This window comes from Tabrizicola sp. (assembly GCF_041919135.1).
In the GTDB taxonomy this organism is placed as follows: domain Bacteria; phylum Pseudomonadota; class Alphaproteobacteria; order Rhodobacterales; family Rhodobacteraceae; genus Tabrizicola.
This window is the reverse complement of sequence record NZ_JAYRUJ010000006.1, coordinates 21,605-42,228: the sequence shown is the minus strand read 5'-3', so window position 1 is coordinate 42,228 and position 20,624 is coordinate 21,605. Positions and strand designations below refer to the sequence as shown.

22 protein-coding genes and 1 other RNA gene are annotated in these 20,624 nt (G+C 69.8%); 14 read left to right on the top strand and 9 right to left on the bottom strand.

The window, feature by feature from the left end; genetic code table 11:
• The first annotated feature begins 154 nt into the window (after nucleotides 1–154).
• Genes ACE3UA_RS06430 through ACE3UA_RS06405 form a run of 6 tightly spaced genes read left to right on the top strand, consistent with a single transcriptional unit; the run spans nucleotide 155 to nucleotide 5,687 of the window.
• Nucleotides 155–610 (top strand): cytochrome c, encoded by a 456-nt coding sequence (locus tag ACE3UA_RS06430; RefSeq protein ID WP_374643598.1) that lies wholly within the window; start codon nucleotides 155–157, stop codon nucleotides 608–610.
• A gap of 11 nt (nucleotides 611–621) precedes the next feature.
• Complete coding sequence (locus ACE3UA_RS06425; RefSeq protein ID WP_374643597.1) at nucleotides 622–2,019, top strand: cbb3-type cytochrome c oxidase subunit I; 1,398 nt, start codon at nucleotides 622–624, stop codon at nucleotides 2,017–2,019.
• Nucleotides 2,020–2,024: 5 nt separating this feature from the next.
• The gene (locus tag ACE3UA_RS06420; protein ID WP_374643596.1) at nucleotides 2,025–2,825 is read left to right on the top strand and encodes a CbbQ/NirQ/NorQ/GpvN family protein; all 801 of its coding nucleotides are present in this window, start codon (nucleotides 2,025–2,027) and stop codon (nucleotides 2,823–2,825) included.
• Between the two features lie 8 nt (nucleotides 2,826–2,833).
• Complete coding sequence (locus ACE3UA_RS06415; protein ID WP_374643595.1) at nucleotides 2,834–4,756, top strand: nitric oxide reductase activation protein NorD; 1,923 nt, start codon at nucleotides 2,834–2,836, stop codon at nucleotides 4,754–4,756.
• Nucleotides 4,753–5,445 carry a cytochrome c oxidase subunit 3 gene (locus ACE3UA_RS06410; protein WP_374643594.1) on the top strand — a complete coding sequence of 231 codons (693 nt, stop codon included), beginning with the start codon at nucleotides 4,753–4,755 and terminating at the stop codon, nucleotides 5,443–5,445. Before ACE3UA_RS06415 ends, ACE3UA_RS06410 begins: the two co-directional genes overlap by 4 nt.
• A complete protein-coding gene (locus ACE3UA_RS06405; RefSeq protein ID WP_374643593.1) occupies nucleotides 5,442–5,687 on the top strand; it encodes a cytochrome C oxidase subunit IV family protein in 246 nt (81 codons plus the stop codon). Before ACE3UA_RS06410 ends, ACE3UA_RS06405 begins: the two co-directional genes overlap by 4 nt.
• 82 nt (nucleotides 5,688–5,769) lie before the next feature.
• Here ACE3UA_RS06405 and ACE3UA_RS06400 read toward each other — a convergent pair whose 3' ends face one another.
• The 5 genes from ACE3UA_RS06400 to ACE3UA_RS06380 all read right to left on the bottom strand — a co-directional run bounded on the left by ACE3UA_RS06400 (nucleotide 5,770) and on the right by ACE3UA_RS06380 (nucleotide 10,412).
• Nucleotides 5,770–6,471, bottom strand: a complete 702-nt coding sequence (locus ACE3UA_RS06400) for a Crp/Fnr family transcriptional regulator (protein ID WP_374643592.1) — start codon at nucleotides 6,469–6,471, stop codon at nucleotides 5,770–5,772.
• An 86-nt stretch (nucleotides 6,472–6,557) separates the two neighbouring features.
• Complete coding sequence (locus tag ACE3UA_RS06395; RefSeq protein WP_374643591.1) at nucleotides 6,558–7,688, bottom strand: NnrS family protein; 1,131 nt, start codon at nucleotides 7,686–7,688, stop codon at nucleotides 6,558–6,560.
• 2 nt (nucleotides 7,689–7,690) lie between these two features.
• Nucleotides 7,691–8,353, bottom strand: a complete 663-nt coding sequence (ric, locus tag ACE3UA_RS06390) for an iron-sulfur cluster repair di-iron protein (protein ID WP_374643590.1) — start codon at nucleotides 8,351–8,353, stop codon at nucleotides 7,691–7,693.
• A complete protein-coding gene (locus ACE3UA_RS06385; protein WP_374643589.1) occupies nucleotides 8,350–8,931 on the bottom strand; it encodes a UbiX family flavin prenyltransferase in 582 nt (193 codons plus the stop codon). Before ACE3UA_RS06385 ends, ric begins: the two co-directional genes overlap by 4 nt.
• Nucleotides 8,928–10,412 carry a UbiD family decarboxylase gene (locus ACE3UA_RS06380; protein WP_374643588.1) on the bottom strand — a complete coding sequence of 495 codons (1,485 nt, stop codon included), beginning with the start codon at nucleotides 10,410–10,412 and terminating at the stop codon, nucleotides 8,928–8,930. Before ACE3UA_RS06380 ends, ACE3UA_RS06385 begins: the two co-directional genes overlap by 4 nt.
• Before the next feature lie 120 nt (nucleotides 10,413–10,532).
• On the opposite strand from ACE3UA_RS06380, the gene ACE3UA_RS06375 reads away from it, so the two are divergent.
• From ACE3UA_RS06375 to ACE3UA_RS06365, 3 genes are read left to right on the top strand one after another with little or no spacing between them, the layout of a single operon-like run.
• Nucleotides 10,533–11,060 carry an SCP2 domain-containing protein gene (locus ACE3UA_RS06375; RefSeq protein WP_374643587.1) on the top strand — a complete coding sequence of 176 codons (528 nt, stop codon included), beginning with the start codon at nucleotides 10,533–10,535 and terminating at the stop codon, nucleotides 11,058–11,060.
• The gene (locus ACE3UA_RS06370) at nucleotides 11,060–12,037 is read left to right on the top strand and encodes a peptidase U32 family protein (RefSeq protein WP_374643586.1); all 978 of its coding nucleotides are present in this window, start codon (nucleotides 11,060–11,062) and stop codon (nucleotides 12,035–12,037) included. The genes ACE3UA_RS06375 and ACE3UA_RS06370 overlap by 1 nt, the downstream gene beginning before the upstream one ends.
• Nucleotides 12,038–12,039: 2 nt before the next feature.
• Entirely contained in the window at nucleotides 12,040–12,945 is a 906-nt protein-coding gene (locus tag ACE3UA_RS06365) for a U32 family peptidase (protein ID WP_374643585.1), read from the top strand.
• A gap of 52 nt (nucleotides 12,946–12,997) precedes the next feature.
• Here the strand turns inward: ACE3UA_RS06365 and ACE3UA_RS06360 are convergent, their stop codons facing one another.
• The gene (locus ACE3UA_RS06360) at nucleotides 12,998–14,233 is read right to left on the bottom strand and encodes an RsmB/NOP family class I SAM-dependent RNA methyltransferase (protein WP_374643584.1); all 1,236 of its coding nucleotides are present in this window, start codon (nucleotides 14,231–14,233) and stop codon (nucleotides 12,998–13,000) included.
• An 82-nt stretch (nucleotides 14,234–14,315) separates the two neighbouring features.
• Here ACE3UA_RS06360 and ACE3UA_RS06355 point away from each other — a divergent pair, with 82 nt between their 5' ends.
• Nucleotides 14,316–14,489: a DUF1674 domain-containing protein gene (locus ACE3UA_RS06355; protein WP_374643583.1), complete on the top strand. Its 174-nt coding sequence runs from the start codon at nucleotides 14,316–14,318 to the stop codon at nucleotides 14,487–14,489.
• 52 nt (nucleotides 14,490–14,541) lie between these two features.
• On the opposite strand, the gene ACE3UA_RS06350 is transcribed toward ACE3UA_RS06355, so the two are convergent.
• Nucleotides 14,542–15,081: a cytochrome c family protein gene (locus ACE3UA_RS06350; protein ID WP_374643582.1), complete on the bottom strand. Its 540-nt coding sequence runs from the start codon at nucleotides 15,079–15,081 to the stop codon at nucleotides 14,542–14,544.
• 124 nt (nucleotides 15,082–15,205) lie between these two features.
• Between ACE3UA_RS06350 and ACE3UA_RS06345 the strand changes: the two genes are divergently transcribed.
• On the top strand, nucleotides 15,206–16,039 hold the full coding sequence (locus tag ACE3UA_RS06345; RefSeq protein WP_374643581.1) for a prephenate dehydratase: 834 nt from the start codon (nucleotides 15,206–15,208) through the stop codon (nucleotides 16,037–16,039).
• Here ACE3UA_RS06345 and ACE3UA_RS06340 read toward each other — a convergent pair whose 3' ends face one another.
• Entirely contained in the window at nucleotides 16,040–16,525 is a 486-nt protein-coding gene (locus ACE3UA_RS06340) for an SRPBCC family protein (protein WP_374643580.1), read from the bottom strand.
• A gap of 39 nt (nucleotides 16,526–16,564) precedes the next feature.
• Nucleotides 16,565–17,515 (bottom strand): NAD(+) diphosphatase, encoded by a 951-nt coding sequence (gene nudC, locus ACE3UA_RS06335; protein WP_374643579.1) that lies wholly within the window; start codon nucleotides 17,513–17,515, stop codon nucleotides 16,565–16,567.
• A gap of 259 nt (nucleotides 17,516–17,774) precedes the next feature.
• Between nudC and ACE3UA_RS06330 the strand changes: the two genes are divergently transcribed.
• From ACE3UA_RS06330 to ffs, 3 genes are all read left to right on the top strand, one after another.
• Nucleotides 17,775–19,688, top strand: coding sequence for a bifunctional 2',3'-cyclic-nucleotide 2'-phosphodiesterase/3'-nucleotidase (locus ACE3UA_RS06330; RefSeq protein WP_374643578.1), 1,914 nt, complete (start codon nucleotides 17,775–17,777; stop codon nucleotides 19,686–19,688).
• A 36-nt stretch (nucleotides 19,689–19,724) separates the two neighbouring features.
• The gene (locus tag ACE3UA_RS06325; RefSeq protein WP_374643577.1) at nucleotides 19,725–20,351 is read left to right on the top strand and encodes an HAD family hydrolase; all 627 of its coding nucleotides are present in this window, start codon (nucleotides 19,725–19,727) and stop codon (nucleotides 20,349–20,351) included.
• A 50-nt stretch (nucleotides 20,352–20,401) separates the two neighbouring features.
• An RNA gene (gene ffs / locus ACE3UA_RS06320) (signal recognition particle sRNA small type) lies at nucleotides 20,402–20,500 on the top strand.
• Nucleotides 20,501–20,624: the final 124 nt, after the last annotated feature.

Below are 20,624 nucleotides of genomic sequence, written 5' to 3'. Positions count from 1 at the left end.
GAAACCGGCGTTCATAGCGCGCCGGTTTTATTCGATGCGACAAAGACTTCACCGGCCTGAATGTCGCACCCGGTGGTTGACTTCGGTCAAGGCCGCTGCTTAACCAATGTCCCACACACGCGTCACCTGTAAGCTTCTCGGGAAGGATTCCGCCATGCGCGAAGTCATGACCAAGAGCATGGCCCGCAACATCTTCTACGGCGGTTCCCTGTTCTTCATCCTGATCTTCGTGGGCCTCACGGTCCATTCACACTACTACATCACCACCACTTCGACCGACAAAGCCACGCTGACCGAAAGTGTCGTGGCCGGCAAACACCTGTGGGAAAAACATTCCTGCGTGAACTGCCACACGATCCTTGGCGAAGGCGCCTACTACGCGCCCGAACTGGCCAACGTGATGACCCGCTGGGGCGTCGCGCCGGGCGACAACCAGGGTGCCTTCGAGGCGCTGAAGACCTGGATGGACGCCATGCCCTCGGGGATTGAGGGTCGCCGTCAGATGCCGAACTTCGGCCTGACCGACGCCGAATACCAGAATCTCGCCGACTTCCTGCTCTGGACCAACACGATCCGGGCGCAGGACTGGCCCCCGAATGACGCGGGCTGAGGAGTGAAACCATGAAATACCAGACGCAGAAAATCGCGCTCGGCTACTTCGCCGTCGCGCTGGCGCTCTTCGCCGTGCAGGTCTCGATGGGCCTGATCCTGGGCTGGACCTATGTCAGCCCGAACTTCCTCTCGGACATCATGCCCTTCAACATCGGGCGGATGCTGCACACCAACAGCCTGGTGGTCTGGCTGCTGCTCGGCTTCTTCGGGGCGGCCTACTACCTCGTGCCCGAGGAATCGGAGCGCGAGATTCACTCGCCGATGCTGGCCTGGCTGCAGCTGGCGATCTTCGTCCTCGGCACCGCCGGGGTCGTGGTGACCTATCTGTTCAACCTGTTCGACGGCAGCTGGCTCATGGGCAACGAGGGGCGCGAGTTCCTTGAACAGCCGCGCTGGGTGAAGGTCGGCATCGTCGTCGCCGCGCTGATCTTCCTTTACAACATCACCATGACGGTGCTGGCCGGCAAGAAGACCGCGATCACCAACATCCTGCTCCTCGGCCTCTGGGCGCTGGCGCTGCTGTTCCTGTTCGCCTTCTACAACCCCGGCAACCTGGCCCTCGACAAGATGTACTGGTGGTATGTCGTCCACCTCTGGGTCGAAGGCACCTGGGAACTGGTGATGGCCTCGATCCTCGCCTTCCTGATGCTCAAGCTGACGGGCGTGGACCGCGAGGTCGTCGAGAAATGGCTCTACGTCATCGCCGCCCTGGCGCTGTTCTCGGGGATCCTGGGGACGGGGCACCACTACTTCTGGATCGGCACCCCGGGGTACTGGCAGTGGATCGGCTCGATCTTCTCCAGCTTCGAGGTCGTGCCCTTCTTCACCATGATGAGCTTCGCCTTCGTCATGGTCTGGAAAGGCCGCCGCGACCACCCGAACAAGGCCGCCCTGCTGTGGTCGCTCGGCTGCGCGACGCTCGCCTTCTTCGGCGCCGGCGTCTGGGGCTTCCTGCACACGCTGCACGGGGTGAACTACTATACCCACGGCACGCAGATCACCGCCGCCCACGGCCACCTGGCCTTCTACGGCGCCTATGTCTGCCTCAACCTGGCGATCATCACCTATGCGATGCCGCACCTGCGGGGCCGCGACCCCTTCAACCAGGTGCTGAACATGGCCTCGTTCTGGCTGATGTCCGGCGGCGTGGTGTTCATGACCTTCACGCTGACCTTCGCCGGCACGGTGCAGACGCACCTCCAGCGGGTCAACGGCGAGTACTTCATGGACGTGCAGGACCAGCTCTGGATCTTCTACGCCATGCGCTTCGGTTCGGGCGTGGCCGTGGTCCTGGGCGCGCTGCTGTTCATCTACTCCGTCGCCTTCCCGCGGCGCGAGGTGGTGACGCCCGGCCCGCTGGAAAGCGGTCGTCTCGAGCATGACCCCGACCATGTGGCTGCGGAGTAACGACCATGGACGGAAACCTGATGGGGGCGGCGAACGCCCCCTTCTACCTCCCGCAAGGGGATGAGGTCCAAGTCTTCCAGGCCGCCGCCGCCCGCAAGCTGCCGGTCCTGCTGAAAGGCCCGACCGGCTGTGGCAAGACGCGCTTCGTCGCCCATATGGCGGCGAAACTGGGCCGCCCGCTTTACACCGTCGCCTGCCATGACGACCTCTCCGCCGCCGACCTGATCGGCCGCTGGCTGCTGAAGGGCGGCGAGACCTCCTGGGCCGACGGCCCCCTGACCCGCGCCGTCCGCGAAGGCGCGATCTGCTATCTCGACGAGGTCGTCGAGGCCCGCAAGGACGTCACCGTCGTCCTGCACCCCCTCACCGACGACCGCCGCATCCTGCCGATCGACCGCACCGGCGAGGAACTGGAAGCCCATCCCGACTTCCTTCTGGTCGCCTCCTACAACCCCGGCTACCAGAACATCCTCAAGACCCTGAAACCCTCGACCCGGCAGCGGTTCGTGTCGCTGGAATTCACCTTCCCGAAACCCGAACACGAGATCCCCGTCGTCGCCCGCGAATCCGGCCTGGCCGAGGATCGCGTCGCCCCCCTGGTGCGCCTTGCGGGCAAGCTGCGCGCGATGAAGGGCCAGGATCTCGAGGAAGGCGTCTCCACCCGCCTCGTCGTCTATACCGCCCAGCTCATCGCCGGGGGGATGCCCATCGACCGCGCCATCCGCGCCGCGATGATCGAACCCCTGACCGACGACCCGGATGTCAAGGCCGGGCTCCGCGATCTCGTGACCGCCGTATTCGGGTGAGGCCGGCCATGTCACGGATCGACTTCGAGCCATGGGAACCCGAGGAATCCGTCGGGAAACTGTGGCACGCCTTTGCCAGCCGTCTGGACGCTGATCCCGTCCACGATGGAGCCCGTGTCCTGCTCTCACAGGTAGGCGGACGGTTGGCAGTCCTGTTCCACGGCCTTGGCGGCGACGCCGCCGTGGAAATCAAGCCGGTGGCCGAGGAGACCTCGCACCACCGGCTCTCCTTCCTGCGCCGCCTTGGCACCTGGGCCGAGACCGCGCCCCGCGCCAGCTTCGACGGCGCCACCCTGCGCCTGCCCGAATCGCTCGCCACCTTTCCCGCGCCCGAGGCCAATGCCGCGCTTTACCTCTGGCTTGCCGCCGCCGCGGTGGCGCTGAAGGATCAGGCCCCGGCCGCGCTCTCCGACCCCCTGCAGGCCGACCTTGCCGCGATCGAGACCGCCCGGGCGATGACCGCCGAAGCCCTGCGCCTCGCCCCCGGTTTCGCCCGGCTGCACGCCGACCTCTGCGCGGCGACGCTCCTGTTCCGCCGCACCGCGCCGCTTCCCCCGGTCGAGGCCGCCGTCGAGGCCCGGGTCCGCGCCGCCCTGGGCGAGACCATCGACCTGCCGCCGCTGCCCGCAAAGGCCCCGCGCGGCTATCGTTCCTTCCGCCCGGTGGCGCTCTGGCCCGACCTGCGCCCGCTGTCGCGCTCCGAGGCCACCGCCGTCGAGAACCGCCAGACCGAAGGCTCGCCCGAGGAGGCGGCCGAGGAAAAGACCGCCCGCAAGGCCCGCCGCCGCAAGGCCGACCAGGCCGACCGCAATGACAGCTTCATCCTGCACAAGTTCGAAGCCATCCTGTCGATGACCGAATTCCTCAACCTCAACCGCCGGGTCGAGGATGACGACGAGGATACCGCAAGGAAGGCCGCCGACGACCAGGACGAGATCGGCCTTGCCCAGGTCTCCAAGGCCCCGGCCACGCGGCTGAAACTCCATCTCGATCTCGCGCCCGAGGATGTGGACCGCGAACAGATTTCCGGCCGCTTCACCTATCCCGAATGGGACGTGCGCACGAACAGCTATCTCGCCAGCCACGCCTGCGTCCTGCATTCCCGGGCCGAAGCCGGCGAAGCGATCCCCGCCTTCCGCGCCGACCCCCGCGCCGCGGCGCGCATCCGCGCCGTCCGCCGCCAGTTCGAGGCCCTGCGCCCCAGCCTGGTCTCGACCCCCGGCCACCCGGACGGCGACGTGCTAGATACCGAACGCGCGGTCCGCGCCCGCGTCGACCTGCTTTCCACCGGCGAAAGCACCGACCGGATCTGGCGCCAGACCCGCCCCGAACGCCGCGACCTCGCGGTCTCGATCCTGCTGGACGTCTCGCGCTCGACCGAAAGCGCGATTCCCGGCCATGGCCATGACGGGCGCAGCGTCATCGACATCGAACGCGAGGCGCTGGCCGCCCTGTCCTGGGGCCTTCACGCCTGCGGCGACAGCTTCGCGATCCATGCCTTCTCCTCGCTGAAGCGCAACCGCGTCTTCGTGCAAGAGGTGAAGGGCTTCGCCGAGCCGATGGCCGAGGCGGTCGAAAGTCGCATCGCCGCGCTGAAGCCCGGCCATTACACCCGCCTTGGCGCCGCGATCCGGCATACCTCGGCGCTGCTTGCGAAAGAATCGCGCAAGCGGCGGCTCCTGCTGGTCATCACCGACGGCAAGCCCAACGACCTTGACCATTACGAAGGCCGCCACGGGATCGAGGACAGCCGCATGGCCGTCCAGGAGGCCCGCCGCGCCGGTCACGCCGTCTTCGGGATCACCGTGGACCGCGACGGCAAGTCCTGGTTTCCCCGTCTCTTCGGCCAGGGGGCCTTCGCGCTGATCCCGCATCCCGAGAAACTGACCCAGGCGCTGCCGCAGATCTACCGGCAACTGGTAACCGGATGAGCGGCGCTCCTCGGTCACTTCGTGCCTCGTCGCAGACCGTCCCCACCCGCGAGGAGGCGACGAAGTCGCACGACGAGCCGTCCGCCCGCGAGGAGGCAACGAAGCCGCACGACAAGCCGTCCCCCCGCGAGGAGCATACGAAGTCGCACGACGAGCACCCGCCCGGCCAGCTCCCCGGCGAGCTTCTGATGTGGGTGCTGATTCTCTCCGAGATCGCCGTCTTCGGCGCGGGCCTCTTGGCCTTCCTATCGGTCCGCCTGACCGACCCGCAGGGTTTCGCCGAGGCGCAGGCCCATCTGCACCGCACCGGAGCGGCGGCCAACACCATCGTCCTCGTCACCTCCGGCTGGCTGGCCGCCCTCGCCACCCGCGCCGCCGAGGCCGGGCAGATCCGCCGCCTGCGCCTGCTGCTGGTCCCGGCGATTCTTCTCGGCGCGGTATTCCTGGTGCTGAAGGGCAGCGAATATGCCGACCTCTTCGCGCAAGGCATCGGGACCGAGACCCATGCCTTCTACACCTTCAGCTTCCTTTTGACCGGGTTCCACGCCGCGCATGTGCTGGCGGGGATGGTGCTTCTGGCCGTCGTCGGCTGGCTTGGCACCCCGAAGGCGGTCGAGACCGGGGCCGCCTTCTGGCACATGGTGGACCTGGTCTGGGTCCTCCTCTTTCCCGTGGTCTACCTGCTATGAGCCGGGTGACCAAAGCCTGGGCCTGGCTGATCGCCCTTTCCGCCGCCTCCACCGCCTTCGCGGCCTCGGGCCTCGGCGGCGCGGCGCTGGTGCTGCCGGTGCTGCTGCTCGCCGGCCTGAAGGCGCATGTGATCCTGCGCGACTACCTCGGCCTCGCCGTGGCCCCCGGCTGGCTGCGCGGCTTCGACCTCGGCCTCGCGCTCCTCATGCTGACCTTCGCCGTGCTGGCGCTTGCGGCCTGAGGTGTTAACGTCCGGTAAATGCCGGCGACCAACCCGTTGAAAAGACTTGCCTCGCGAAACTGTCCACGCTGGACAGCCCGCCTCAGCCCTTCGACCAGGCCCGCGCCGGGTCCTCCTCGACATAGTCGCGCAGCGCCGCCACATCCTCGATCGAGGCCAGATTCTGCCGGATCGTCACCCCCTGCTCCTTCAGCCGCGCGAAGGCCCGGCTCAGGCTCTCCGGCTTCATTCCCAGGCGGCCCGCGATCAGGACCTTGTCATAGGGCAGCGTCACCTCGCAGGCCCCATCCGGGCAGGGGGCCAGTTCCAGCAGGAATTCCGCCACCCGCTGCGCCCCGGTCTGCGCCTTCAGGGCCTCGACCTGGGCCACAAGGTTGTGCAGGTGGGCATAGGTCGCCGACAGGATCGAGATCGCCACCTCGGGATTCTCGCGGATCTGGCGCAGGAAGGCGTCGGCCTCGATCCGGATCAGGCTGGTGTCGGTCACCGCCTCGGCCGCGACCGGGTAGGTGTCGTGCCGGAAGGCCACCGCCTCGCCGAAGCTCGCGCCCTTGGTGAAGACCCCCACCACCGCCTCGGCCCCCGAGGGCGCGATCCGGTACAGCTTTACCCAGCCATCCGCGACGATATAGATCGCGCTGGCCCGCTCGCCCTGCAGGAAGATGGTCTCGCCCCGCGCGAAGTTGCGCAAGCGGGCGGTTTCCAGCACCGCCCGGGCCACGGATTCCGGAGCCGCCGCCAGAAGCAGCGACCGCCGCGCAAGGGCAATGTGTTCGGATTTCATCAGCAGCCGCCCGTTACCGGAATTCCCTGATCGCCTCTTTGGACCATCTGGCGCCGCAGCGAAAGCCGCTTTGCTGTCGCGGGGGATCAGGAAGGCGGCGCCGTGCCCGTCAGGCTGCGCCGCGCGCTGAGCACCGGATGCGGCACCGGGCGGCGGGCGGCGCGGATGCTCTCCAGGCTGGCAAGGGTCCAGCCCGCGCTCCAGGCCAGCAGCGGAAGCAGCGGATCGGGCAGGGCAAGCCGAAGGGCGGCGGCAAGCTGCACCAGAAGGAAAGCCGCTGCCGTGACCCGCCCGACCTGCAGCCGTCCCGGCGCGCGGATCATCCAGGACCGGGCCATGACCGCAAGGATCATGCCGCCCATCAGCCCCATCGTCAGGGCGTGCAGGGCGGCGGGGAGGGGCGGGGGCGAAAGGCCGGCAAGCGCCGCACCGACCAGGGCAAGGCCCAGCGGCAGCCAGAGCCAGGCCACCAGCAGGAGAAGGAGGTCGCCCTGCCGGTGGCGCAGGGCCGGGGCCAGGGACCAGCGCAGCATCCGCAGGGCCTGGGCCAGCGCGGCCGTCAGGAGGATGGCGCCGGTCCAGACCTCGGGCGCGCCGCCAAGGTGCAGCGCCAGCGCGAGGGCCGTGACCAGATCCGCCAGCCGCCCGCCGCGCGGCATCGCCGGGCGCGCGGCGCGGGACCCGGCGCGGGCGGCGAGGAAGGCCGGCACGATCCGCCCCCCGACCAGCGCGACGAGAAGGGCCATGGCAAGGACGGCGGTCAGCCCGTCGCCGTCAAGCCGCAGGCGGAGAGCGACCAGCACGAGGCCGAGCGGCGCCAGCGCGATCGGCAAGCGGGACCATGCCGCCGTGCGCGCCACCGGAACCACCAGGCAAAACGCCAGGCCGACGGGGTAAAGCGCCTGCCCGGCGAGCGCCAGCCCGTCCGGCAGGCAGGCCCCGCCCGCCAGCCGTCCGGCAAGCCATGCCAGCACCAGAAGCACGGTGGCGCGCGGCGGAACGCCGCCCGCCCCGCCGGCCTGTTTCAGCCAGTGCGGCAGGGCGGACAGAAGATAGCCCCCCATCGCCGCGCCCGCGAAGCCCAGCACCAGCTCTTGCCGGTGCCAGGCCAGGGGATCGCAGGCCCGGGGCGCAAGCCAGACCAGCGGCACCAGCGCCGCCCAGACCGCCGCCAGCAGGAACAGCGGCAGGTGCGGCGCGCGCCAGAGCCCGGCCACCGTCAGGCAGCGGTCTCGAAGCGCGGGAAGAGGACGGTGTTTTCCAGATGCATATGCGTCACCAGATCCTCGGAAAACTTGGCCAGCCCGGTGTAAAGCGCGGTCCAGGAGCGACAGGCCCCCTCGGGCAGGTTGAGGCCGTTGGTCACATGCTCGACCCGGCTCAGGAGTTCGGCGGCATGATCATGTTCGTGCCGCATCGCGCCGATCGGGTGGACGATCATCGGATGCCCGCCCTGCCGCATCATCGGGAACAGGACCTGCTCTTCCTTTGCCATATGGCTTTCCAGCTCGTCCTGCAGGTCGATCAGCGCCTGGGTCAGGCCGAGGGGCGCCTCGTCATGGTCGCCGTGGACGGTTTCCACCTTCTGCGCCAGCGGGATCAGCCAGTCCATCTCGGTCCGGTGGGTTTCATGGTAGCGGGTAAGGATATGGTCGATCAGCGGCAGGGTTTCGGCCGGGGCGTCGTGGCCCGCGCCGGCCGCCAGCGCGCGCAACTCGTCCAGCACGGCCTCCACGGCGAGGCCCTGCTTCGCCGCCGCCTCGGACAGCGACAGCGTGCCGCCGCAGCAGAAGCTGATGCCGTTGCGGCGGAAGACCTCGGCGGCGCCGGGCAGGGTTCCGGCGATGTCGCCGACGATGGCAGAGGGAGAGAGTTCGGTCATGGCAGTTGTCCTTCGTCCGGGTTCCAGGCGCGCGCCTGGGGGGTTGCGATGCGCAGAAGGTCGACCGCCCGCGCGGCGACCTGGGCGGTGATCTGGGCCGTCGTCTCGGGCCGCAGGTAGAAGGCCGGGACCGGGGGCATCACCACGGCCCCCATCTCGGTCACGGCGGTCATGTTGCGCAGATGCGCCAGCGTCAGCGGGGCCTCGCGCGCCAGCAGCACCAGCGGGCGGCGCTCCTTGAGCTGGACGGATGCGGCGCGGGTGAGAAGGTTGTCGTCCAGCCCATGCGCGATGGCGGCCAGGCTGCGCATCGAGCAGGGGGCGACGATCATGCCGTGGACCGGGAAGGAGCCCGAGGCGATGGCCGCGCCAAGGTCGATCACCGGGTGCTGGCGTTCGGCGAGGCTGACCAGTTCGTCCCGCGCGCCGGGGCCGATCTCCAGCGTCAGCGTGCGCTCGGCCATGGCGGAGAGGACCAGTTCCACCGTCGCGCCCGCTGCGCGCAAGGCCCGCGCGCAGTCCAGCGCCAGGGCCGCGCCGGAGGCGCCCGAGACGCCAAGGATGACCCGCGCCGTCATCGGATGACCCCGCGCAGAAGCTCGGTCGCGCGTGCCTCATGCGCGGGGTCCAGGGCCATGAGGCGCCCCCACTCCCGCGTCGTTTCGGCCCCGATCTTGGTGGTCGCGTCGATCCCGAGCTTGCCCGCCAGCCCCTCGCGCGGGGAGGCGAAGTCGAGATAGTCCATCGGCGTGCCGTCCAGCACCATCACGTCGCGTGCCGGATCCATCCGCGTGGCCATGGCCCAGGCGATGTCGTCCCAGCTGCGCGGGTCGATGTCGCGGTCCACGACGACGATGGTCTTGGTATAACTGAATTGCGCCAGCATCCCCCAGAGCGCCAGCATCACCCGCCGCGCCTGGCCGGGGTAACGCTTGTCGATCTGCACCACGGCCATGCGGTAGGAACAGGCGGCGGGGGGCAGCCAGAGGTCGGTGACCTCGGGGATCTGGGCGCGGATCACCGGCAGGGCGAGGGTGTTGAACACCTCGCCGATGACCGAGGGCTCGTCCGGCGGGCGGCCGGTGACGGTGGTCAGGTAAAGCGGGTCGCGGCGGTGGGTGATGGCGGAGAGGCGCATCACCGGAAAGGGCTCGACCGAGTTGTAATAGCCGGTGTGGTCGCCGAACGGGCCTTCGGGCGCGGTCTCGCCGGGGTGGACCCAGCCCTCCAGGATGATCTCGGCATTGGCGGGGACGAGAAGGGGCACCGTCCTGGCCGGCACGATCTCGGCCCGGGCACCGCGCAACACGCCGGAGAAGGCCATCTCGGAAACGGTCTCGGGCAGGGGCAGGGCGGCGGAAAGGAGCGTCGCCGGATCGGCCCCCAGCGCGATGGCGACGGGCATCGGCTCGTTCGCGCGCAGCCAGCCGCGATGATGCGCCGCGCCGCCGCGATGGGCAAGCCAGCGCAGGATCAGCCGGTCCGGTCCAAGCACCTGCGCCCGGTAGACGCCCAGGTTGTAGCGTGCCACCTGGCCTGCCTCGGACCCATGTGGGCGGGTCACGACGACAGGCCAGGTGACGAGTGGCCCGGCATCCCCGGGCCAGGGAGTCTGCACCGGGACCAGGGACAGATCCAATGGTGCAGACTGTTCCTGCGCCACCGCATGGCGCAGGAGTTTCGGGCGCCCCTGCAGCGCGGCCCGCAGGACCGGCCAGCGCGACAGGGCGTCGCGCATGCCTTCCACCGGGGCGGGGCTGCGCAGGGCGGCAAGGAAATCGCCGAAGGCCGGAACCTCGTCGAGTTGCAGGCCAAGGCCCGCCGCCACCCGGGCGGGCGTGCCGAAAAGGTTGGCGACGACCGGCATCGCGGCGCGCTTGCCGTCGCTTGTCGCGGCGTCGAAGCGCAGGATCGGGCCGCCCGCGCGCAGGGCGGCAAGCTGGACGGCGGTCATCTCGTGCCGCAGGTCCACCGGGGCCGCCACGCGCGCCAGGTCGCCCGCCGCCTCGGCATGGGCGAGGAAGGCGCGGAGATCGGAAAAGACGGGCAGGCTGCGCATGGCGGGACGGGTCCTTTGGCCGATGCGGATACCGCGAAGCGCGACGCGGCGACTTGACTAAGATCAATCACCGCGCGGCTTCCTTCGCCTATGACAGGGCAACCGACCAAGGATCGCCCGATGTCCCCCACCCTGCCGCGCCTGCCGCGTGCCCTCGGCCTTGCCGCCCGGCCCCTGCCGCTGCCGCCGCTGAACCTGCTGCTGGGCCGCCTCACGCGCCGCCTCTCGGATGCCCATCCCGCGATGTTGCGCCGGTTGGGCGACCATGCCGCCCGCCGCTTCCTGATCGACCCCGTGGACCTGCCCTGGGTGCTGCTTTTGCAGCCGCAGGACGCGACCATGACCGCCCACTCGCGCGCACGCGCGCCCGCGCATGACGCGCGGATCGCCGGGACGCTCTCGGCCTTCCTTGCGATGATGCACGGGGCCGAGGATGGCGATGCCCTGTTCTTCTCGCGCGATCTGACGGTCGAGGGCGATACGGCCGCCGTCCTCGCCCTGCGCAATGCGATGGACGATGCGGAGCTGGACCTGACCGAAGAACTGGCCGCGCTCTCCGGTCCCTTTGCCCGGCCGCTGCGCCGGGTCCTTGCCGGGGCCGAGCGCGTCACGGGACTGCACCTGCACCGAATCGAGGGAATGCCATGATGGAACTCGTCTGCCCCGCCGGCACGCCGGCCGCGCTGCGCGCCGCGGTCGAGGCCGGGGCCCATGCGGTCTATTGCGGCTTTGCCGACGAGACCAACGCCCGCAACTTTCCGGGCCTGAACTTCTCGCCCGAGGAACTGGCCGAGGCGGTGGGCTTTGCCCATGCGCGGGGCGCCAAGGTGCTGGTCGCGATCAACACCTTTCCCCGCGCCGGGGCCGAACCCCTGTGGCACCGCGCCCTGGCCAATGCCGAGGCGGCGGGGGCGGATGCGGTGATCCTGGCCGACATCGGCCTTCTGGCCCATGCCGCCGAGCGTCACCCGAAGCTGCGCCGGCATCTCTCGGTGCAGGCGGCGGCGGCCAATCCGGATGCGATCAACCTTTATGCCAGCGCCTTCGGCGTCCGGCGCGTCGTTCTGCCGCGCGTGCTGACTGTCGACGAAATCGCCGCGATCAACCGCGAGATCGACGTCGAGACCGAGGTCTTCGTCTTCGGCGGCCTCTGCGTCATGGCCGAGGGGCGGTGTTCGCTGTCGTCCTACGCCACCGGCCAGTCGCCGAACATGAATGGCGTCTGTTCCCCCGCCAGCCATGTCGCCTATGCCGAGGAGGGCGGCGATCTTGCCGCGCGGCTGGGGGGCTTTACCATCCACCGCACGCCGAAATCCGCCCCCGCCCCCTATCCGACCCTGTGCAAGGGCTGCTTCACCTCGGGCGAGCAGACCGGGCATATCTTCGAGGACCCGGTCTCGCTGGATGCGACCCATCTGATCCCGAAGCTGGCGAAGGCGGGCGTCTCGGCCCTGAAGATCGAGGGGCGGCAGCGCAGCCGCGCCTATGTCGCCCAGGTGGTCCGCGCCTTCCGCGCCGCGGTCGAGGCGCAGGCGGCGGGCCTGCCCCTGCCGGAAAGCGCGCTCGCCCGCCTGACCGAGGGCCAGGCGGCCACCGCCGGCGCCTATGCCAAGACCTGGAGATGACCATGGACCTGACCGTCGGCCCGAACTTCTTCTTCTGGCCCGCCGAGACCGTGCGTGGCTTCTACCGCGAGCTTTCGGGCGCGCCGGTGTCGCGCGTCGTGCTGGGCGAACTGGTGTGCTCGAAACGCCTGCCGTTCTGGCAGGGCGAGATCCCGGGCGCGATCGAGGCGCTGGTTGCGGGCGGCAAAGAGGTGGCGATCACCTCGCTGGCGCTGGTCACCCTAAAGCGCGAGCGCAAGCTTACGGCCGAATTGCAGGACCTGGGCCTGCCGGTCGAGGTCAACGACCTGACCGCGCTGGCGCATGTGCCCGAGGGCCAGCCGTTCTGGGTCGGCCCGCTGGTCAACATCTACAACGAAGGCACGCTGCGCTGGCTGATCCGGCGCGGCGCGCGGCGCATCTGCCTGCCGCCGGAGCTGACCCTGGCCTCGATCGCCGTGCTGGCGCGGCTGGGACGCGAGGAGGGGGTGCCGGTGGAGGTCTGGGGCCATGGCCGCCTGCCGCTGGCGATCTCGGGGCGCTGCTACCATGCGCGGCTGCATGACCGGGCCAAGGACAGCTGCCAGTTCGTCTGCGATCAGGATCCGGACGGCCGCGACGTGGAAACGCTGGACGGCCAGCCCTTCCTGGCGGTGAACGGGGTGCAGACGCTCAGCCAGTCGACGGCCAGCATGGCGCATCAGGTCGAGGCGCTGGAAGAGGCCGGGGTCGCCGCGCTGCGCCTCTCGCCACAGTCGCAGGGCTTCCGGGCGATCTGCGCGGGCTATGCCGACAGGCTGGCGGGCCGGATCGACGGCGCCGGGCTGGAGGCGATGCTGCGCCCGATGGTGCCGGGTGGCCGGTTGTCCGACGGTTTTCTCGTCGGCCCTTCCGGCGCGCATTGGTCGGCAGAGGTGGAACCCGCGTAGGGTGCGCTACAGCGCACCTTCGGCCGGGTGGAATGGTGTGCCGTAGCGCACCCTACGCATGTCGCAGCCGCGCCAGATAAAACCCGTCCATTCCGCCGCGCTCGGCCCAGTAGTCCGGCCGCAGGCGGAGGCCGCCGGCGGGGGTCCACCAATCCGCGGGAATGCCGGGCAGGTCGGCCCGCTCCACCGTCAGGCCGGGGATGCGCGCCAGCGCGGCGGCGATCTGGTCCTCGCCCTCCTCGGGCAGGAGCGAGCAGGTGGCAAACACCAGCCGCCCGCCCGGCTTCAGCCAGCCAAGCGCCCGGTCCAGGAGCTTTGCCTGCAGCGCGACCAGCGCGGGCAGGTCGCTGCCGTCCTTGACGAAGGGCAGGTCCGGGTGCCGCCGGATAGTGCCGCTGGCCGAGCAGGGCGCGTCGAGCAGGATCGCGTCAAACCGGCCCTCGGGCTGCCAGTGCAGGGCGTCGGCGGTGATGGTCCGCGCCGCCAGCCCGGTGCGCTTCAGATTCGCCTCGACCCGGGCCATGCGCGGGGCCGAGATGTCCAGTGCCGTGACGTCCGCCCCTGCGGCGGCGAGTTGCAGCGTCTTGCCCCCCGGCGCGGCGCAAAGGTCCAGCACATGCTCTCCGGCCCGCGCTGCCAGCAGCCGCGCGGGCATGGCGGCGGCCGCGTCCTGCACCCACCAGCCGCCCGCCTCATAGCCCGGCAGGGCCGAGACCTGGGCCGGCCCGTGCAGGCGCAGGCTGCCGGTGGGCAGGACCTCTCCTTCGGGGGCGGGGAAGCCGGGGCGCAGCGTCAGGTCCAGTGGCGGCTCTTGCGCCTGCACCGCCTCGATCGCGGTGACGACCTCGCGGCCATGGGCATGGACCAGCGGCTGGCGCAGCCAGCGCGGCAGGCGCTGCGGCGGCTGGCCCTTGAAGGGGTCGCCCTCGGGCAGGGCGCGCAGGACCGCGTTCACCAGCCCGGCGAAATGGGCGGTGCGCTTGCGCTGGCGCATGATCTCGACGGCGGCATTCACCACGCCATGCGCGGGCGCGCCCAGGGCCCGCTCCACCACCGCCAGCCGCAGGACATTGCGCACGGCAAGCGGCGGGGCCTTGCGCAGATGCCGGTCCAGCACGCGGTCGGCGGGTTCCAGATGCCGCAGGACAGTGCCGGCCAGCCGCAGCGCCCGCGCCCTGTCCGCCGGGGTCAGGTCCGGGGCCGAGACATCCTCCAGCATCCGGCCCTCGCCAAGGATGCCGCCCAGGATTTCCGCTGCTGCGGCGCGTGCCGCGACGCCTTCGGCCATCGGCCCACCCCTTGTTGTCGCCTTCCCGGCGCGTATATCAGCAAAGGACCGCCGCACAAGGAAGCGGCGCAAGGAAAGCACCATGGATCAGGACGACCTGCCCCCCGCCGCGCAACGCGCCCTTGCCGAGGCCGAGGCCCGCCGCAAGGCAGCCGAAGCCAGGGCCCCGCTGCCGCCCGAACTCGGCGGTCGCGACGGGCCCGAGCCGGTACGCTATGGGGATTGGGAGAAGAAGGGCCTTGCGGTCGACTTCTGAAATGCAGACGGGGGCCGCGACGGGCCCCCGCTGACAGAAGGATCCTGGCCGATCAGGGATTGGCGGCCAGATAGGCGATGACGTTGGCGCGATCCTCGGGCTTCGGCAGGCCGGCGAAGGACATCTTGGTGCCCGGCATCGCGCTCTTCGGGTTCTCGAGGAAGGCGAACAGGGCCTCGGGCGTCCAGGGTTCGGACGAATGCGCGGCCATCGCGTCGGAATAGGCGAAGCCTTCCACCGAGGCGTGGTTGCGCCCGACGACGCCGTTCAGGTGCGGACCGACGGCGTTGCTGCCGTCCATCTTGTGGCAGGAGCCGCACTTCTTGAACACCTTCTCGCCCGCCGCGGCATCGGCCGAGGCCATCAGCGCCGCCACGTCCACGGTTTCCGCCGCCGCCGCCGCGTCGCCCTCGGCCGGGGCTTCCCCGGCGCCGGTGTCGATCGTGTAGGCCTGGGTCAGCTCACCCTCGGCGCCATGGCCGGTGCCGCCCACCGTGTAAAGCCCGTCGGCGGCCCAGCCCGCCAGCATGAGGACAAGGAGCGAGCCGCAAACCGCGCCCACAGCCTTGGTCATCGTCATCGTGTCGAACATGGTTCACCTATCCGGGGTCTTCGTTCCGCGCGGTATCTATCCGCTTCCACCCGCAGGTTTCAAGGTGTAGACGCGCCATGATGCGCCCAAGGGGCGGATTTCTTGCGCAGGGAGGGGTTGGCCGATGACCGGACGCATCGCATTCCAGGGCGAACTGGGTGCCTATTCGCACCAGGCCTGCCGGCAGTCCCGCCCGGATTTCGAGCCGGTCCCCAGCACGACCTTCGAGGAAGTGGTGGACAAGGTCGCGCGCGGCGAGGTCGACCTGGGCATGCTCGCGGTCGAGAATTCGACCTATGGCCGGGTGGCGGACGTCCATTCCCTGTTGCCGCGCTCTGGCCTGCACATCGTGGACGAGGCCTTCGTCCGCGTGCATGTGAACCTTCTGGGCGTCCCCGGCGCGCGGGTCGAGGACGTGAAGGAAGCGCATGGCCATGTGGTGATCCTGCCGCAATGCGCGGGTTTCCTGAAGGCGCATGGCATCCGGGGCAAGGTCAGCAGCGACAATGCCCGCGCCGCGCGCGAGGTGGCCGAGGCCGGGGACCGCAGCCGCGGCGCGCTGGCCAGCGAGCTTGCGGCCTCGATCTACGGGCTGGAAGTGCTGGCGCGGCATATCGAGGATCATGCCAACAACACCACCCGTTTCCTGGTCATGTCGCGCGAGCCCGATTTCACCCGGCGCGGGACCGGCAAGATGATCACCACCTTCATCTTCCGGGTCCGCAACATTCCGGCCGCGCTTTACAAGGCGATGGGCGGTTTCGCGACCAACGGGGTGAACATGACCAAGCTGGAAAGCTACATGGTCGGCGGCACCTTCACCGCGACCGAGTTCTACGCCGACATCGAGGGCCACCCGGACGACCCCAACGTCGCCCTGGCGCTGGAGGAACTGCGCTACTTCACCTCGGAGGTGAAGATCCTGGGCGTCTATCCGGCCGACCGCGAGCGGGGCTGATCACATCCGCCCGGCCCGGATGAGGCCGTCCTGGTAGCCTGCCGCGATGCGCTGGGCCAGCTGGGCGGTGCGGGCGTCGAACTTCGCCTCGACCCGGCGGCGGGTCAGGCGCAGGGTGTTCAGAAACAGCCGCGCGGCCAGGGTCTTGGGCCGGACCTCCAGCACCACCCGCAGCCGGGTGCGGCGCGGCGAGAGGGCCAGCACCTCGAATCGCGCCGTGCCTTCGACCGAAGGACTGTCCAGGCTGTAGCCCATCGCCTTGTCCGGCGTGGTCTCGGTCAGCCGCAAGAGCATCTGGCGCGGTTTGCCCCGCACCTTGCCGCGAATCCGCCAGGCGGCCCCGATTCCCGTGCGCGGGGCATCGTCGGGGCGTTCCACCTGGACCCCCTGGCGGATCGCCGCACGCTCCCATGCCGCGTGGTCGGCGAGCGTCGCGTAGACAAAGGAGAGCGGCGCTTCGAGGTCGCTTTTCGAGGTCAGTTTCATCTCGGCTCCTTCACCGGCGGGACAGGGGGCAGGATCGGGTCAATCCAGCCGGTCGGCAAGCCAGTTCCGCAGGATGAAATGCGCAATCGACCCTTTCCGCGCCGGTTTGATATGCGGATTCAGCCCGGCAAGGGCGGAGACCAGTTCCTCGCGGTTGACCCAGCAGGCCTGTTCCAGTTCCTCGGGGTCGATGGTGATGGCCTCGCTCAGCGCCTCGGTCCGGGCGCCGATCATCAGCGAGGCGGGGAAGGGCCAGGGCTGGCTGGCGAGATAGCCGACCGGCCCGCACAGGATGCCGGTCTCCTCCTGCACCTCGCGGCGGACGGCGGCCTCGACCGTCTCGCCGGGTTCGACGAAACCGGCCAGCAGCGAGAACATCCCGTCCGGCCAGCCGGCATCGCGCCCCAGAAGGACCGAGTTGCCGCGCGTGACCAGCATGATCACCACCGGATCGGTGCGCGGGAAGTGATGCGCGCCGCAGGAAGGGCAGGTGCGCTGCCAGCCCCCCATCACCAGATCCGAGGCCGCGCCGCAGGCGGCGCAGAATCGGTGGCTCGCGTGCCAATGCAGAAGCGCCTTGGCCGTGGCCACCAGTTCGGCCGCGCGGGGTGACAGCAGGGTCATCACGCCGCGCAGTTCGGCAAAGCCCCAGTCCGGCGGCAAGTCGGGGTGATGCTGGATTGAGGGATCGAAGAAGGCGGGCGGCACGCTGTCCTGGTCGGCGGCAGGCGTCCAGGCCGAAAGTTCGGCGGCAAAGCGCGGGATCCCGTCGTCCAGCCCCAGGAAGACCGGCGGCGCGGCCGGGCCAAGGGCCGGATGGCCGGGCGAAAGCCAGCCCGGCTGGTCGCCCTGCATCAGCGGCTTGCCGCGCCAGAGCGGCAGGATGCGGCCCCGCTCCAGCGCCGCGGCCAATGCCTGCGGGTCGCGGCGAAGCTGGGCGGCGCGATCCAGCGCAGAGCCGCCGAACGTTACCGTTTCGGCAATCCGCATGATTTTGGCCCTTCTCCCGGATTGTTGCCCCAATGGGCCTGGTGCGTGTCAATTGCCGTGCCGTGATGGCAGAACCTGCATCCTGAAAGCAACCATGCCGTGAATTTCTTCAATTTGCCTTAACCTTGTCACAACTTCCGCGCTACTTCGGACCCGTCAGGATTGTGAAGCGTAATGGCCAGGGTTGTTCACCAGTGCTGCCGGGTGTTGCAGCCCCGTTTCCCGGAAGGGTCGTTAACCAGTGCTTAATGCGTCAGCTTTGACGAGTGATCCGCAACGATCCCTTGCCGACCTGCTTCCATCCTCTCCGATCCAGGACCGGCAAGCCGGCGCAAGGATCGATCTGCGCCTGATCGCCACAAGCGACCTGCACGCGACACTTCTGCCCTATGATTACTGCACCAACCGCCCGATCCGCGGCCGGGGGCTAAGCGAGATTGCCCGGCAGATCGCGGCGCGGCGGGCGGGCGCGGCAAACTCCCTCCTGTTCGACAACGGCGATTTCCTTCAGGGCAATTCCCTGGCCGATTACGTCGCGGGCAGCACTCGGCGCCGCAGGGCTCATCCGGTGATCACGGCATTCAACACCCTGGGTTATGACGCGGTGACGCTGGGCAACCACGAATTCAATTACGGCTTGCCCTTCCTTTCCGCCTCGCTGGCACAGGCGCGCTTTCCGGTCGTCTCGGCCAATATCGCGACCCGACTTGGACCAAGCCCGTTGCGGGACCGCACCTTCGTGCCGCCCTATGTCCTGCTGAAGCGGGTGGTCCGGGACAGCGAGGGGCGGGCGCATCGGCTTCGGATCGGGGTGATCGGCTTCGCCCCGCCGCAGATCGAGGTCTGGGACCGCGACCATCTGGCCGGGCGGATCCGGATGCGCGACATCCTGGCTGCGGCGCGGGCCTGGCTGCCGCGGCTGCGGGCCAGCGGGGCGGATGTGATCGTGGCGCTGGCCCATACCGGCATCGGCCCGGTCGAGCCGGTGGACGGGATGGAGAACGCGGCCACCGCGCTTGCCGCCCTGCCCGAGATCGACGCGGTGATCGCGGGCCATTGCCACCTGGCCTTCCCGGGCGCCTCGGTTCCGGCGGGGCCGGGCGTGGACCCCGAGCGCGGGCTGCTGGCGGGAAAGCCTGCGGTGATGCCGGGCCATTCCGGCAGCCATCTGGGGGTGATCGACCTCGTGCTGTCCAGGTCGCTCTCCGGCGGGCGGCGCTGGCTGGTGCAGGGTGCCTCGGCGCGGCTGGATGTGGTGGACGCCGGGCGGGGCGCGCCGAAGCATCTGCTTCGCGCGATCGGGCCGGATCACCGCGCCGCGCTGGCCTGGTCGCGTCAGGTGCTGGGCAGGACCAAGGTGCCGCTGCACACGCATTTCGCCACGGTCGCCCCGAGTGCGGCGCTGGAACTGATGGCCGAGGCAAAGGCCGCCCATGTCCGGGCCGCGCTTGCCGGCACGGCCTGGGACGGGGTTCCGGTCCTGGCCTCGGCCACGCCATACCGTTCGGGCGGGCGGGCCGGCCCGGGGAATTTCACCGACATCGCGCCGGGCCCCTTCCGGATGCGCAACCTGTCCGAGCTTTACCTCTACCCCAACACGCTGGTCGCCCTGGAGCTTTCCGGTGCCGAGGTCGCCGACTGGCTGGAGGTTTCGGCCTCGATCTTCCACCAGGTGCCCGCCGGTTCGGTCGACGCACCCCTGCATGACCCTGACCGCCCGGCCTTCTTCTTCGAGGCGATCCCCGCGCTTTCCTATGCGATCGACCTGAGCAGGCCCGCGCGCTTTGATGCCCAGGGCCGGCTGGCCGATCCCGCGGCGCGGCGGGTCGTCGGCCTGTGCCATGCGGGCCGCCCCGTGGCGGGGGACGACCGTTTCATCCTGGTCACCAACAGCCACCGTGCGAATCGGACCCGGGCAGCGGGTGCGGCGCAGGTGCCGGTCCTGCCGCAGGGACAGCGGGTGCAGTCGGTGCTGGCCGACCATCTGCGCAGCAGGGGCGAGGTCGGCGCCGCCCCCGCCCGGAACTGGCGCTTCCTGCCGATGCCGGGCACCTCGGTCATCCTTGCGGCCGGGCAGGGTTCGGCGCGGCATCTTGCGGACATCGCCCATTATCGGCCCCAGGCCCTTGGCGCGGACGGCGAGGGCTTCACCCACTACCGGCTGCACCTGTGATCGGCTATATCGCCTGCGCCCAATGTGGAGCCGGGGATGTATGACGCCGTATTCTTCGATCTCGACGGCACGCTGATCGACACCGAAAGCATCGCGCTGGCCACCGGGCTGGCGGCCTTTGCCGCGCATGGCCATGCGGTTGACGAGGCCTTCATGCATGCCCTGGTCGGCAAGGATGAACCGACGGCCGCCCTGATCATCCGCGCGGCACTGCCCGGGGCCGATCTGGATGCCGTCAACCGCCACTGGCGCGAGGGTTTCGCGGCCGGGGTGGATGCGGGCCTGACGCTGAAGGCGGGGGCCGAGGAGCTTCTGGCGCGGACGGCGCGGCCCATGGCGATCGTGACCTCCACCAGCCGCGCGGGCGCGCATCGCAAGCTGGCCATTGCCGGGATCGCCCCGAGCTTCGCCCATGTCGTGACCCTGGACGACGTGCGCGCGCCGAAGCCTGCGCCGGACCCCTATCTTCTTGCGGCGGGGCTGTTCGGCCTGGATCCCGCCCGCTGCCTGGTGTTCGAGGACAGCGAGACCGGGGCCGAGGCCGCCCATCGCGCCGGCTGCGTGGTGGTGCAGGTTCCCGACCTGGTTCCAAGCCAGGGCCGCTGGGCGCATCACCTGGCGCCGGACCTTCTGACCGGGGCGCGGATGGCGGGGCTGCTTTAAGCGGCGCACGCCACCTTGCACGGCATCCGCCTTTCACCTATATCCCCGCTCGAGAGGTTGGCGCGGGCAGGCGCCTCGCCAACCCGGTCAGGTCCGGAAGGAAGCAGCCGTAACGAGCCCCGCTTGGGTCGTTGTCCAGCCTCTCACCTTTCCCCCCTCATGTCGCTGATGTTGCGGAAACTCCTTGCAGGCAAGGGGCCAGGCTTCCTGCGCCGATCCAGAACGGCGCTCGGGGCGGGATGGACTATGTGCGGAAAAAACGGGCGGCTCCGG